At 63.2% G+C, this 13,819-nt stretch carries 14 protein-coding genes and 1 pseudogene; 13 read left to right on the top strand and 2 right to left on the bottom strand.

The window, feature by feature from the left end; translation table 11 throughout:
- Positions 1–19: 19 nt before the first annotated feature.
- Genes PYV55_RS08570 through PYV55_RS08560 form a run of 3 tightly spaced genes read left to right on the top strand, consistent with a single transcriptional unit; the run spans position 20 to position 3,042 of the window.
- Positions 20–1,390 carry an MmgE/PrpD family protein gene (locus PYV55_RS08570; RefSeq protein ID WP_026437478.1) on the top strand — a complete coding sequence of 457 codons (1,371 nt, stop codon included), beginning with the start codon at positions 20–22 and terminating at the stop codon, positions 1,388–1,390.
- The gene (locus tag PYV55_RS08565; protein ID WP_026437479.1) at positions 1,387–2,226 is read left to right on the top strand and encodes an HpcH/HpaI aldolase/citrate lyase family protein; all 840 of its coding nucleotides are present in this window, start codon (positions 1,387–1,389) and stop codon (positions 2,224–2,226) included. Before PYV55_RS08570 ends, PYV55_RS08565 begins: the two co-directional genes overlap by 4 nt.
- A gap of 27 nt (positions 2,227–2,253) precedes the next feature.
- Positions 2,254–3,042, top strand: coding sequence for a citryl-CoA lyase (locus PYV55_RS08560; protein WP_026437480.1), 789 nt, complete (start codon positions 2,254–2,256; stop codon positions 3,040–3,042).
- A 13-nt stretch (positions 3,043–3,055) separates the two neighbouring features.
- On the opposite strand, the pseudogene PYV55_RS08555 reads toward PYV55_RS08560, so the two are convergent.
- Both PYV55_RS08555 and PYV55_RS08550 read right to left on the bottom strand, forming a co-directional pair.
- A pseudogene (locus PYV55_RS08555) lies at positions 3,056–3,204 on the bottom strand (IS5/IS1182 family transposase); the annotation flags it as partial.
- Positions 3,205–3,279: 75 nt separating this feature from the next.
- Entirely contained in the window at positions 3,280–4,299 is a 1,020-nt protein-coding gene (locus PYV55_RS08550; protein ID WP_080746172.1) for a LysR family transcriptional regulator, read from the bottom strand.
- A 32-nt stretch (positions 4,300–4,331) separates the two neighbouring features.
- Between PYV55_RS08550 and PYV55_RS08545 the strand changes: the two genes are divergently transcribed.
- Genes PYV55_RS08545 through PYV55_RS08500 form a run of 10 tightly spaced genes read left to right on the top strand, consistent with a single transcriptional unit; the run spans position 4,332 to position 13,765 of the window.
- Positions 4,332–5,570 (top strand): cytochrome P450, encoded by a 1,239-nt coding sequence (locus PYV55_RS08545; protein ID WP_197719214.1) that lies wholly within the window; start codon positions 4,332–4,334, stop codon positions 5,568–5,570.
- Between the two features lie 7 nt (positions 5,571–5,577).
- Entirely contained in the window at positions 5,578–6,816 is a 1,239-nt protein-coding gene (locus PYV55_RS08540; protein WP_026437483.1) for an NAD(P)/FAD-dependent oxidoreductase, read from the top strand.
- Between the two features lie 18 nt (positions 6,817–6,834).
- A complete protein-coding gene (locus PYV55_RS08535; RefSeq protein ID WP_026437484.1) occupies positions 6,835–7,155 on the top strand; it encodes a 2Fe-2S iron-sulfur cluster-binding protein in 321 nt (106 codons plus the stop codon).
- 10 nt (positions 7,156–7,165) lie between these two features.
- Positions 7,166–8,035 (top strand): fumarylacetoacetate hydrolase family protein, encoded by an 870-nt coding sequence (locus tag PYV55_RS08530; RefSeq protein WP_026437485.1) that lies wholly within the window; start codon positions 7,166–7,168, stop codon positions 8,033–8,035.
- A complete protein-coding gene (gtdA, locus tag PYV55_RS08525; protein WP_048805396.1) occupies positions 8,032–9,108 on the top strand; it encodes a gentisate 1,2-dioxygenase in 1,077 nt (358 codons plus the stop codon). The genes PYV55_RS08530 and gtdA overlap by 4 nt, the downstream gene beginning before the upstream one ends.
- Positions 9,109–9,151: 43 nt before the next feature.
- Complete coding sequence (locus tag PYV55_RS08520) at positions 9,152–10,330, top strand: ABC transporter substrate-binding protein (protein WP_026437486.1); 1,179 nt, start codon at positions 9,152–9,154, stop codon at positions 10,328–10,330.
- 10 nt (positions 10,331–10,340) lie between these two features.
- On the top strand, positions 10,341–11,261 hold the full coding sequence (locus PYV55_RS08515; RefSeq protein WP_026437487.1) for a branched-chain amino acid ABC transporter permease: 921 nt from the start codon (positions 10,341–10,343) through the stop codon (positions 11,259–11,261).
- A 2-nt stretch (positions 11,262–11,263) separates the two neighbouring features.
- A complete protein-coding gene (locus tag PYV55_RS08510) occupies positions 11,264–12,280 on the top strand; it encodes a branched-chain amino acid ABC transporter permease (RefSeq protein WP_275850237.1) in 1,017 nt (338 codons plus the stop codon).
- Between the two features lies 1 nt (position 12,281).
- On the top strand, positions 12,282–13,031 hold the full coding sequence (locus tag PYV55_RS08505) for an ABC transporter ATP-binding protein (RefSeq protein WP_026437488.1): 750 nt from the start codon (positions 12,282–12,284) through the stop codon (positions 13,029–13,031).
- A 17-nt stretch (positions 13,032–13,048) separates the two neighbouring features.
- Positions 13,049–13,765, top strand: coding sequence for an ABC transporter ATP-binding protein (locus PYV55_RS08500; protein WP_026437489.1), 717 nt, complete (start codon positions 13,049–13,051; stop codon positions 13,763–13,765).
- The last annotated feature ends 54 nt before the right edge of the window (positions 13,766–13,819 follow it).

Below are 13,819 nucleotides of genomic sequence, written 5' to 3'. Positions count from 1 at the left end.
GAAGAGGTGTGAACGAATCATGACCCAAGACAAAACCCCGAGCGCGACGCTGGCCGCCTTTGCCGCCGGTCTGCAATTTGACGCGATCCCGACGCCGGTGCTGCGCCGCGCCGAAGACCTGTTCCTCGACTGGTACGCCTCGGCACTGGCCGGCAAGGGCGCGCGGCCGGTCGAGGCCATCGAGGCTTACGCCCGCGCCATGGGACCGGACTCGGGCCGCGCCGAAGTGTTGATCTCGCGCCGCGCCACCTCGCCCCATTTCGCCGCGATGGTCAACGCGGCCGCCTCGCACTTCGCCGAGCAGGACGACGTGCACAACGGCTCGGTGTTCCATCCCGCGGCCGTCGTGTTCCCGGCGGCGCTGGCCATGGCGCAAGACATCGGCGCGAGTGGCCGTGAGTTTCTGGCCGCCGTGGTGGCGGGCTATGAGGTCGGCATCCGCGTGGGCGAGTTCCTCGGCCGCTCGCACTACCGCATCTTTCACACCACCGCCACCGCAGGCACCCTGGCCGCCGCTGCGGCCGCCGGGCGGCTGCTCAGGCTGGACGCGCCGACCATGCTGCATGCCTTCGGCAGCGCCGGCACACAAGCCGCCGGCCTGTGGGAGTTCCTGCGCGACGCGGCCGACTCCAAGCCACTGCACACCGCGCATGCGGCGTCCAGCGGTTTGGCCTGCGCCTGCCTGGCACGAAGTGGCTTGACCGGCGCGCGCCAGATTCTGGAAGGGCCGCAAGGCATGGCCGCGGGCATGTCCAGCGATGCCGATCCGGCGCGGCTCACCGACCGGCTGGGGCAGCGCTGGGCCACGGCGGATACCTCGTTCAAGTACCACGCCTCGTGCCGTCATACCCACCCCAGCGCCGACGCGCTGCTCGCGCTGATGCAAACGCATGGGCTCAAGGCCGACGATATCGCCGCGGTGACCACCCATGTGCATCAGGGCGCCATCGACGTGCTGGGCCGCGTCACCGTGCCCGCCACCGTGCACCAGGCCAAGTTTTCGATGGGCACGGTGCTTGCGCTGGCGGTCGAGTACGGCCACGCCGGGCTGAACGAATTCGAGCAGCATTTCCTCGCGCCGCGCGTGGCGGCCCTGCGCGATAGGGTCACGATGCAGCTGGACGCCGAGGTGGACCGGGCCTATCCGCAGCGCTGGATTGGCAAGGTGAGCGTGGCGACGCGCGATGGCCGCACGCTGAGCGCGCGCGTCGACGAGCCCAAGGGCGATCCCGGCAACACCCTGACACGCGGCGAACTGGAAGACAAGGCACAGCGCCTGGCGGCCTACGGCAAGGGCGCCACGCCGCAAGAAATGGAGGCGCTGATCGCGCGCGTCTGGACCGTGGCCGAGGCGCCGCGCATGGGCCGCTGGCTGGAAGCGCGCGCATGACAGCCAACACCGCCGCCCCGCGCGCCGTGCCACGCGCCTACCTCTTCGTGCCCGCCGATCGACCCGAGCGCCATGCCAAAGCCCGTGCCAGCGGAGCGGACGTGGTCATCGTCGATCTGGAAGACGCCGTGCCCCCCGAGGCCAAGGTGCGCGCGCGCGAGGCGCTGGCGGCGCAACTGGACGAAGCCACGCCGCTGGTGGTTCGCATCAATGCCGCTGGCACCCCCTGGTTTGAGGACGACCTCGAACTGTGTCGTCATCCTGGCGTGGCGGCGGTGATGCTGCCCAAGGCCGAGGGCATCGACGCCGCCTGCACCGTGGTCGAGGCCACCTACAAGGACGTGTTGCCGATCATCGAGTCGGCGCGCGGTCTGCAGGACATGCACAGCATTGCGCGCGTGCCGGGCGTGATTCGCCTGACTTTTGGAAGCGTCGATCTGGCGCTCGATCTGGGCATCGACTGCGCGCCCGATGGCGGGGAGACCGAGCTGCTGGCTTTCCGCTCCCAAATGGTGCTGGCTTCGCGGCTGGCCGGGCTGGCCGCGCCGGTCGATGGCGTCAGCACCGCGATCGACGACCTGCACCGCTTGCAGGCCGACACCGAACGCGCGCGGCGACTCGGCTTTGGCGCCAAGCTGTGCATCCACCCGAAGCAGGTGCTTGCCGTTCAGGCGGTGTTCACGCCCACCCCCGAGCGGCTGGACTGGGCGCGCCGCGTCTGCGAAGCATTTGCATCGGCTGGCGGCGCCGCCGTGGCCGTGGACGGCCAGATGGTGGACCTGCCGGTGGTCCAGCGCGCGCGCGCCGTGCTGCGCAGCGCCGGCTTGAAAGCCTGATTTTCATTGACCCGACTGGAGCCCCTCATGGCCCGCAAAAACAAGCCCATCCGCTCCGACATCGCCTGGAGCACCCCCGACCGCATCGAAGTGCACGGCAAGAGCCTGCCCGACGAGATCCTCGGCCATCTCAACCTGGGTGACATGGCCTTCCTGCAGATCCTCGGGCGCATGCCGACGCCGCAGGAATCAAACGTGTTCAACGCCATTGCGGTGACGCTGGTCGAGCACGGCATCACGCCGAGCGCATTGGCCGCGCGTCTGACCTACGCCGGTGCGCCCGAATCGCTGCAGGCGGCGGTGGCGGCCGGCTTGTGCGGCCTGGGCAGCGTGTTCGTCGGCAGCACCGAAGGCACCGCCAAAATGCTGTACGAGGCACTTCCGCCGGGCACCCAGGGCGCCGATCTGGAACGCATCGCCCGCGACACCGTGGCCGCCTTTCGTGCCCGCGGCCAGATCATTCCCGGGCTCGGCCATCCCTTGCACAAGCCGGTCGATCCGCGTGCCCCGCGCCTGTTCCAGATCGCCGCCGACAACGGCTTTTCTGGGGACTACATCCGGCTCGAACAACTGATCTGCGCCGAGGCCGAACGCGTCGCTGGCAAGTCGCTTCCCGTCAATGCGACCGGCGCCATCGGCGCCATCAGCTGCGAACTCGGGCTGCCATGGAAAATCGTGCGCGGCATCGGCGTCTTCGCGCGCGCCATCGGGCTGGTGGGCCATATCCTCGAAGAGAGCCACAACCCGATCGCGGTCGAGATCTGGCAACGTGTCGAAGACGAGGCCACCCAGCACATCAGGCCACAAGGCGCCTGAAGCGCCGCGGCTAGCGGCCGCGCTTGCCCTGCGTGGGGCGTACCACTGCATGCCACGGTCCAGCAAGATGGTCAGTGACTCTCGGGATTTGAATGCGGCGTTGTACTCGCTCCAGTTGGTGGTCTTGTCGTGGGGCTGGACTCGATTGGGCTGAAGTGACACTCAACCACAGATCAAGCGGATTCAACGTGGACGGTGTACCTGCCTTGGGCTGGGGATTTGTTCAACAAAACCCTTTCACAAAAAAAAGTTAGATCCCGGCCCGAACAGCGCGGCGATTCTGTCTCTGAACCAACGATGACGGGGGTCCTTGTCATAGCGACGGTGCCAATGTTGCTGGATCGGAAATTGAGGGATGTCGTAGGGCGGAGGGACGAGTTCAACCTGACCAAGCTTTGCAAAGTGTGCGCCGACTGCGGTCGGGACTGTCGCGACAAGATCCGTGGCGGCAACAATTGCTGGAAGTGTGAGATAGTGCGTGGTGCGCATGCGAATTCTCCGGACAACGCCGCGACGATCCAGAAAATTGTCCACGAGTTCCTGACTCCTGATCGGTGTATCGACCAGCACGTGGTCGAGTTCCGAGTACCTGGACTTGCTCATTTGTTGAGCCGCAGGATGTCCTTTGCGCAGCATGCATGAGAAGCCGTGCATCCTCAGCCGCTGCTTGAAAAAGCGGTTGCTTTTGAGGTCAGGAAAATAGCCGAGCGCAATGTCCACCTGCCCCGACTCCATAGCCTGTTCCAGACTTTGCGGATCGTACGAAGAGGTGCGCATTGAGGCATGAGGTGTTAGCTGCTGCAAGGCTTGGATGAGCCCTGGCGCAAAGATCATTTCGGCCACGTCTGGCATCGCTAGGCAAAACTCCGTGGTCGTCTCGGCCGGCGTGAATCGCGGGGCGTCCAGTACGTTCTCATAGACGCGCTGCAGGATGTGGCGAGCCTCCTTTGCTGCTGCCACACCGCGTGGAGTCGGCTGCATACCTTCCGGAGTGCGAACGAACATCGGGTCGTCGAAGTGCTTACGAAGGCGCCCGAGCGCCGTACTGAGGCCCGGCTGACTCATGCCTAAACGCAGCGCGGCGCGGGTAACGCTGCGGCAGTCGTCCAAAGCGACCAAAAGAGACAGCAGATTCAAGTCGAAGGTCTTGGTCATAAGCCCAGCAAAAGCATCCTCATCTGTAGAAACAATACTTGAAATTCTTCGTATTGTATTGGCGGATAAAGCAACGAATCCTACACTGCTTCCAATCAGCATGCGACAGACGCTGCAGATGCCAGGAGACTACGATGAGTACAACTGAAATGATGGCCAGACCCACTGCGCCCGGTAGCAGGTTCGACCTATTCAACCTGCCGGACGCGTATTACCGCGACCCGGCCCCGTTCTATAAAGCCTTGCGTGATAACGAACCGCTTCTCTGGAACAGCGATGGCTCGGTATTGCTGACGCGCTACGACGACGTCAAGGCGGTGTGGCGCGACCTGAGCGGTCGGGTGAACCGCGCCGAAGCCTATGCGAAGAAGTTCGGCGAGGGGCCGCTTCTTGAGCATCACACCTCGTCGATGCTGTTCCGCGACCCGCCCGATCACGACCGGTTGCGCGACATCGTCAATCCGTTCTTCACGCCGTCATCGATAGAGCGGCTGCGCACGGCGGTTCGAGAGATCGTCGAACGGCTCATCGAGGAGGTGCGCGAGAAGCGCGAGATCGACTTCGTCGCCGAGTTCTCGTCACGTATCCCGATCCAAGTGATCTGCGACATCTTCGGTGTGCCGCGCAGCGACGGCCCATTGATCCGGGACCTCGGCGCGCAGGTACTGTTTCCCCTCAATCCAGCCGTCAGCGCCGAAGCGATCGCCGCCGGCCACGAAGCGACTCGCAAGTTCAAAGACTACCTGTCCGAGCACTTTAACTATTGGCGCCGACAGCCAGTGGAAGACATGCCGACGAACATTATCAGTGCACTGGTCGCCGCCGAGAAGCGCGGCAACCCGCCAATCAGTGAAGTGGAAATGGCACACATGTGCATCCTCGTTCTCAATGGAGGGCACGAGACCACGACCAACCTGATCGGGCTTTCTACTCTGGCATTGATGAAGCATCCCGACCAAATGGCCCTGCTGGCCAAGGAGCCGTCCGTCATTGGCCCGGGGGTGGAGGAGTGCCTGCGCTACACCACGCCGCTGCAGTTGCAGGGGCGGCGCACGACGCAAGAGGTACAGGTGCCTTCTGGGACGATCCCTGCCGACACTGAAGTCATCTTCGCGCAAGTGTCCGCCAATCGCGACGAGCGTGTGTTCGCCGATCCGGACCGCCTGCAACTCACGCGGCAACCCAACGCCCACTTGGCCTTCGGTGCGGGTATCCATGTGTGCCTCGGCCGACCGCTCGCCCGCATGGAGGCGGCCGAGGCATTGCCGGCGCTCGCACGGCACTTCCCGAGCATGCAGCTCATCGATGAGCCCGTCTTCGCCCGAAGCGCGCGGTTCCGCGGCATCCAGTCGATGCGCGTGCGACTCTATTGACTGCGCCATGAGTGCCGGGATAGTGGTGGTGGGCGCAGGGCAGGCAGCCTGCCAGTTGATCGCATCGCTGCGGCAGCTGGGCCATGCCGAGCCGCTGACCCTCGTGGGGGCCGAGCCTTATTTGCCGTACCAGCGGCCGCCTTTGAGCAAGGACTGTTTGCGCCGCGGAGCGACCTTGGCGGATCTGTTGCTGCGGCCCACGTCCTTCTACGATTCGCAGCGGTGCCGGCAGATTCTCGGCCGCCGCGCTATCGAACTGGACCGCGCCGCGCGCGTTCTGCGACTCGACGATGGTCAGGCTATCGAATATGAGCACTTGGTGCTGGCGACGGGTGCGCGCGCGCGTCGCTGGCCGGGCTTGGCCGACGTTTCGCCACACGTGTTCACACTGAGGAGTTGGGACGATGCGCAGGCCCTCGGCGAGCGGCTCACGAACGTGCGGCGACTTGCCGTGCTCGGTGCGGGTTATGTTGGACTGGAGGTGGCGGCATCAGCGGCGCAGCGGGGCATTGAGGTAGCTGTCTTCGAAGCCGCTCCACGCGTGCTCCAGCGGTCGGTCGGGACAGCCATGTCTGTGGCCGTGCAGCGGCTGCACGCGCAGCATGGCGTGCGGCTGTGCCTGGGGGCCACCGTGCGGGCCGTCGAGGTCTCCGCTGCGACCAATGCCAGGAACCCTGTCCGTTTGACGACCACCGACGAAAGCTTCACCGCCGATGCGCTCGTGGTGGGTATAGGCGCCGCGCCGCGCATTGAACTGGCGCAGCAGGCAGGAATTGCATGTGGGCAAGGAATACGCATCGACGCTGCGTGCCGTACGAGTGATCCGCATGTCTGGGCCATCGGTGACTGCACCGAGCAGGTTCTTGGTGATGGCGAGCCTCCGATAAGGCTGGAATCCGTGCAAAACGCGACGGATCAGGCCAAGTGCGCTGCCGCTGTATTGGCCGGCAAGCCGATTCCCCCAGCCCCGGTGCCATGGTTCTGGTCGGATCAGTTCGGCTGCCGGATCCAAGTAGCAGGCCGCTCGGCTGCCGGCGACGAGATCATTCTTCGATCCGTCGCAGAAAAGCGGTTGGCGTTTGCGGCTTGGCACCTTCGGGATGGGCGCGTCACCGCGGTCGAGACACTTGACGCGCCGGAAGACTTCATGGCCGCTCGACAGCTCATCCGCAGCGGCCGTTTCATCGAACGCGCGACCCTGTGCGACGACCGTGTGTCGCTGCGCGAGCTCGTTACTCAAACTTGACAAGGATCATCCACTCACATGACGACTCTTTACTTTCAAACGGCCGAGGGCGAGACCATTGAGTTGCAGGCCAAGGACGGCGCTTCGGTGATGGAGGCTGCCGTAGCCGCGAATGTGCCGGGCATCGACGCCGAGTGCGGCGGCGCCTGCGCCTGCGCCACCTGCCATGTCTACGTTGACGAAGCGTGGACCGAACGTCTGCCGGCCAAAACAGAACTTGAAATCAAGATGCTTGATTTCGCGGTCATGGTCAAGCCCACCAGCCGTCTGAGCTGTCGTCTCATCGTTGGCCCCGAGATCGACGGCCTTTCGATGTCTATTCCTGAATCGCAACATTGACACACATCCCATGAAGATTTGCCGCTTCGATAACGACCGCCTGGGCTTGGTAGACGGGGACACAGTGCGCGACGTCACTGCCGCGCTCGACGTTCTGCCAAATCACCGCTATCCGCTGCCCATTTTCGATCCCCTGATCGCGCACCTGCCCGAGGTACTCCAAGCAATTCGCCGAATCGCCCCGTCGTCGCCCACGCTGCCGCTCGCGGGGCGCCGGCTGCTGGCTCCGGTTGCGAATCCCGGGAAAGTCATCGCGGCGCCCGTCAACTACAAAAAGCATCTCGAAGAAGCCCGCGAGCAGGCCGAGATCCACCACAACGGCCAGGTCGCCGAAATCCAGAAGATCGGACTCTTCCTCAAGGCGACAAGCTCCGTTGTGGGGCCGGGTCACGGCATCGAGATCCAGCATCCTGACCGCCGAAACGACCACGAGGCCGAACTCGTCGCTGTCATTGGCAAGGCCGGACGCAACATTCCGCGCGAGCACGCGTTCGATCACATTGCGGCCTACATGATCGGCCTGGACATGACAGTTCGCGGCCCGCAGGAGCGCAGTCTGCGCAAGTCCATCGACACGTATTCCGTGGTGGGGCCCTGGCTCGTCACTGCTGACGAGATTGACGACCCGCAGGCGCTCGATTTCTGGCTCACTGTCCAAGGCGAGCCGCGCCAAAAGGCCAACACGCGCGATCTCGTGCTGGACATCCCAGCGTTGATCGAAATGGCCTCGTCCTATTACACGTTGCAACCAGGTGATCTGCTGTTCACCGGCACGCCCGAAGGCGTTGGGCCGGTGGTGCACGGTGACGTGATCACGGTCGATATCGAAGGCATCGGTCGCATGACGGTCGACGTCCGCAACGCCAGGAGAGACACGTGAACACACTAAACCTCCCGACGTCTGCTTATGCAGGCGGCGCAGCAACAGCCGACGTCGCTACCCAGCGCGAGGCCTTCTACGAACGCATCGGACGGGCCCATTGCACGCCGCTGTGGGAAGTTCTGCATGACATCGTCACCAAGGAGCCGATCACGCCGTGCTTGCCCCACCTGTGGCAATGGAAGCAAGTTTGGCCGTGGCTGCAGGAAAGCGGCCAGTTGATTTCAGCCCTGGAAGCGGAACGCCGCGTACTCGTGCTGGAAAACCCAGGCCTTCGCGGAAAAACGCGCATCACGCACAGCCTCTATGCCGGTCTGCAGTTCATCCTACCGGGCGAGATCGCACCGTCGCACCGTCACTCGCAATCGGCCCTGCGTTTTATCATGCACGGCGCGGGTGCCTACACGTCCGTGGATGGCGAGCGCGTCACGATGAACGTAGGCGATTTTGTGATCACGCCATCGTGGACATTCCACGAGCACGGCAACGACAGTGGCGAGCCGATGGTATGGATGGATGGACTCGATCTGCCTATTGTAGAGTTGCTTGATGCCCAGTTCCGTGAGGACGGCCCGCGCACCACCGTGCAGGCGGTTGACCGCGAGGCGGGCCTCACGCTGTCCCGCTTCGGCAACACGATGAAGCCTGTAGGCTATAAGAGCCGGACACGCACGTCACCGCTGTTCTGGTATCCCTACGAACGCACGCGAGGGGCGTTGGAGACGCTGCGCCGCAGCGAAGCACCGCACCCGTGCTGGGGTCACAAGTTGCAATACACCAACCCGGTGACGGGCGACTGGGCGATGCCCACCATTGGCACCTTTATGCAGCTGCTGCCCGCAGGCTTCGTGGGCGAATCCTATCGCGCCACGGACGCCACGGTCTATACCGTAGTGGAGGGCTCTGGCCGCTGTGTGGCCGGTGACAAGGTGCTGACGTTCGGACCGAAGGACGTGTTCGTCTGCCCCTCCTGGCTGCCTTACCGGCTGGAGGCATCGGCCGATACCGTGCTCTTTAGTTTCTCGGATCGTCCCGTCCAGGAGGCGCTGGACCTCTGGCGCGAGCGGTTTTGATTCTTGATCGAACCACCAACACAAACACACCAGGAGACACCAAATGACTTTCACGATGACTTCGGTCAAGACCGTGCTGCTATGCGCCAGCCTGGCCGTCGGCCCCTCCCTGCAAGCACAAACTCCCATCAAGATCGGCTTCCTGGCCGAACTGTCGGGCCCACAAAGTGCGCTGGGGCAAGACCAATATGACGGATTCATGATGGTCGTGCAGCGCAACGGCGGGAAGCTTGGCGGCGTGCCGGTGGAGTTGTTCAAGGAGGATTCGCAACTCAAACCCGACGTGGCGGTGCAGGCCACGCGCAAGCTGATCGATAAAGACAAGGTGTCGATCATCACCGGCATCACCTTCTCGAACATCATGATGGCCGTCCACAAACCCATCACCGAAAAGGGCGTCTTCTTGGTCGGCTCCAATGCGGGACCAGCGCCCATCGCTGGCGCGCAGTGTTCGCCCTATCAATTCATAGTCTCGTGGCAGAACGATATGTTGTCGGAGGTGGTGGGCAAATATGCCGCCGACAAGGGCTACAAGCGGGTCGTCGCGCTGGCACCTAACTACCAGGCCGGCAAGGACTACATCGCCGGCTTCAAGCGCTTTTACAAATCTGAACTTGCCGACGAAGTCTATACGCCGCTGAACCAGCTGGACTTCTCGGCCGAACTCACGAAGCTTGAAGCTATTCGGCCCGATGCCGTGTTCGTGTTCTACCCAGGCGGACTCGGCGTCAACTTCGTACGCCAGTACCAACAGGCGGGCCTCATGGGCAAGATACCTTTGCTGTCCACGGGCACCACCGACGGGGCAACTCTGCCAGCGCTGCGCGACACTGCGCTCGGCGCGATCTCCGGCTCGTTCTGGGGGCCCGATTTCGACAACGCCGAAAGCCGGCGCTTTGTCGAGGAGTTCGAGGCCAGCTACAAGCGCATCCCATCGCAGTACGCGGCGCAAAGCTACGACGCCGCCATGCTGCTCGACGCGGCAATCGCCAAGGTGCGAGGCGACGTAGCCGATAAACCGGCATTCATGGCGGCCCTCAAGAACGCGGATTTCAAATCAGTACGAGGAGCGTTTCGGTTCAACAACAACAACTTCCCGATCCAGGACATACCCGTTTTCGAGATCGCGAAGGATGCAAAAGGCCGCGTCAGCATGCGGACGCTGACGTTTCCCTTGCGCAATCACAAGGATGCGTACCACCAGCAGTGCCCACTGAAGTAGGAGTGATGCGATGAGTGTAAACCTGCTGCTCGCGCAGTTGCTCAATGGGTTGCAGTACGGCGTCCTGCTCTTCCTGCTGGCTGCCGGACTCACGCTCGTGTTCGGAATCATGAGTTTCGTTAATTTGGCCCACGGTTCGCTTTACATGTTGGGCGCCTACTTCTCTGCGACCGTATACAACGCGACGGGCTCGTTCGCGCTGGGTCTGATCGCAGGGTTGGCCGGCACACTTCTCCTGGGCCTTGTGCTCGAGTGGGTGGCCGTCTCGCGGCTCTATCTGCGTGACCACCTAGACCATGTTCTGGCCACCTTCGGCCTGGTACTCTTCTTCAACGAAATCGTGCAGATCATCTGGGGCGCACAACCCTATTTCACGCAGGTCCCCGAAACACTCGACCGTACGATCAACCTGTTCGGTTTTTCCTATCCGGCCTATCGCTTCGCAATCATTGTGGTTGGCGTTTCGGTTGCGGTCGGCGCCTACCTTCTGATCCACAAGACGCGAATCGGCATGTTGATCCGCGCCGGCACAGTGAACCCCAAAATGGTCGCGGCGCTCGGCGTGAACATCAAGCTGCTCAACGCCATGCTGTTCGGACTCGGCGCCATGCTCGCGGGTCTAGCGGGCGTGATGGCCGGCCCGATCCTGTCCGTGCAGTCCGGCATGGGCGAGCCGGTGCTGATAACGACACTTGTCGTGATCGTCATCGGGGGGATTGGATCGGTCGGCGGCGCATTCTATTCGGCACTCATCGTGGGCACAGTCGACACACTCGGGCGCGCGTTCCTGCCAAGCGTTTTGCGCCTCGTGACCGAGCGCTCTTTCGCTGACGCCGCAGGGCCAGCACTTGCATCGATGCTCATTTACGTGCTCATGGCCGCAGTGCTCGCCTGGCGCCCGCAAGGCCTCTTCCCTTCCAAGGGGGGCTGACCATGTTGCAACATCCTCTGGCTCGACCGAGCGCACTGGTGCCGCTCGTCCTTTTCGCAGTGCTGGCCCTGGTGCCCTTCATCGCGCAGGCGATCGGCGAGCCCTTCTATATTGCGCTGTTCGCGCGGATCATCATCTATGCAATCGCGGCAAGCGCGCTGAACCTCGTGCTGGGCTATGGCGGGCTGGTCAGCTTCGGCCATGCGCTCTTCTTTGGCATAGGCGCATACGGCGTCGCGCTGCCGGTCTTTCACGGAATCGACAACGGCTGGGTCCACTTGATCCTCGTGTTTGGAGTATGCGGTGTTGCCGCGGCGGTGACCGGCGCGATAAGCTTGCGCACCTCCGGCATAGCGTTCATCATGATCACGCTTGCCTTTGCTCAGATGGGCTTCTTCCTCTTCGTGAGCCTGAAACGCTACGGCGGTGATGACGGCCTCTCGATAGCCCAAGCCAGTCGATTTGGGCCGCTGAACCTTGGCGACACCGGCGCTGTATACGCTTGCGCCTTCTTGGTGCTGGCACTTGCGACCTGGTGCCTCGCTCAATTGCGCGCAGCACCCTTCGGAATGGTGCTGCGCGCCGCGCGACAAAACCCTCGTCGCGTCGCCACTGTCGGACTCCCGGTCTCGCAGTATCAGCTCACGGCTTACGTGATGTCCGGGATGCTGTGCGGCTTGGCAGGTTTCCTGCTTGCCAACCTGAACGCCTTCGCTTCGCCGAGCACGATGGCATGGACCGTGTCGGGCGAACTCATAGTCATCGTCGTGCTGGGCGGCATGGGCACCGTCTTCGGCCCTTTGCTCGGTGCCTTCGTGCTGCTAGGGCTTGAGGAGATCATCAAGGGGTACACCGACCACTCCTTGGTCGTCCTGGGCCCCATGATCCTGTTGATTGCCCTGGCAGGCAAATCCGGCATCATCGGCCTGCTGCAGAAGCTCGACCACGCCGCCGCGCGGCCAGCCCCCGTACCTGCGAAACCCACAAGGGCGACGCACGCAAACGGCGGGGAGGGTTGACATGGCCACCATGCTTCAGACCGAGTCTCTGGTCAAGCGCTACGGCGGCCTGTTGGTGACAGACGCCGTCTCTCTGGACGTCGAGGATGGTGAGATCCACGCGGTGATCGGCCCCAACGGCGCGGGCAAGACCACCCTGATCAACCAACTCTCTGGCGAACTGGCTTCGAACAGCGGACGCATCATGTTTGGTGGCCGCGACATCACCAACCTGCCCTGCCACGAGCGAGCCCGCGCGGGTCTGGTGCGCTCCTATCAGATCACTTCGGTCTTCGAGGAGTTCACCGTGCTCGAGAACACGGTGCTTTCCGCCCTCGGCGCGCGCGAGCACGCGTTCCGGTTGTGGCGACCCATGCTGTCGCGCACCGAGGCGTGCGGCGCTGCGGAAGAAGCGCTCGAATCCGCTGGTCTCGGTGACCGCGCCAATGTCTGTGCAGGCGACCTGGGCTACGGCGAGCGCCGTCAGCTCGAGCTGGCGATGAGCCTCGCAGCCCGTCCAAAGCTGTTGTTGCTCGACGAACCGATGGCGGGCATGAGCCCGCAGGAATCGTCTTCAGTGATTGCGTTGCTGAAGCGGTTCAAGCGACGCTACTCGATTCTTCTCATCGAGCACGACATGGACGCGGTCTTCGTACTCGCGGATCGCATCACCGTGCTCGTCTACGGCAAGGTCATGTTCACTGGGAGCCCTGCCGAGATTCGCTGCCATCCCGAGGTGCGCGCGGTGTATCTCGGCGAGGAAGCGGTTTGACGGCGCGGGACAACGATATGAGCACTTTCTTCTCCGTCCTTGGGCTGCAGGCCTCCTACGGCCACGCCCAAGCCCTCTTTGACATCTCTTTTGACGTACGAAAGGGGCAGGTAGTCACGCTGCTCGGCCGCAACGGCATGGGTCGGTCGACGACAGTCAAGTGCATCTTCGGGCTGTTGCCCGTCTCGGCCGGCACGGTGTCGATTGACGGCATTCGACTCGACCGACTGCCCATCCACCGCGTGGCGCGCAAAGGTCTCGCATTGGTGCCCGAAGGCCGGCAGGTCTTCCCGAACCTCACTGTAGAGGAGAACCTCGTCGCGACAGCCCGAGTCGGTGAGTCGGCGCCCTTGCCACATTGGACGCTCAGCCGCGTCTACGACCTCTTTCCCCGGCTCCGGGAGCGCCGGCGGAACCTTGCCTCGCAGCTATCGGGCGGCGAACAGCAGATGCTCGCGATTGGCCGCGCGCTGATGACCAACCCACGCCTGCTCGTGCTTGACGAGGCCACCGAGGGCCTGGCACCTCTCATCCGCCAAGAGATCTGGCGTGCGCTCGGCGAATTGAAGGCCAATGGACTCTCGCAGATCGTTATCGATAAGAACGTCGGTGCACTGCTTGATCTGGCAGATCACCACTACGTGATTCAAAAAGGTTGCGTTGTTTGGCAGGGCGGGTCCGAGGCACTTCGCCGCACGCCTGATGTCATCCATCAATACCTGGGAGTGAGCTGATGAGTGCGACCATGAAGACTGCGCTCCCCGCTTGCACATCCACGGAGTTTCGAC

This window comes from Extensimonas soli (assembly GCF_029211265.1).
GTDB lineage: Bacteria > Pseudomonadota > Gammaproteobacteria > Burkholderiales > Burkholderiaceae_C > Extensimonas > Extensimonas soli.
The sequence above is the reverse complement of the archived record's forward strand: the minus strand, read 5'-3'. Positions and strand labels throughout refer to the sequence as shown.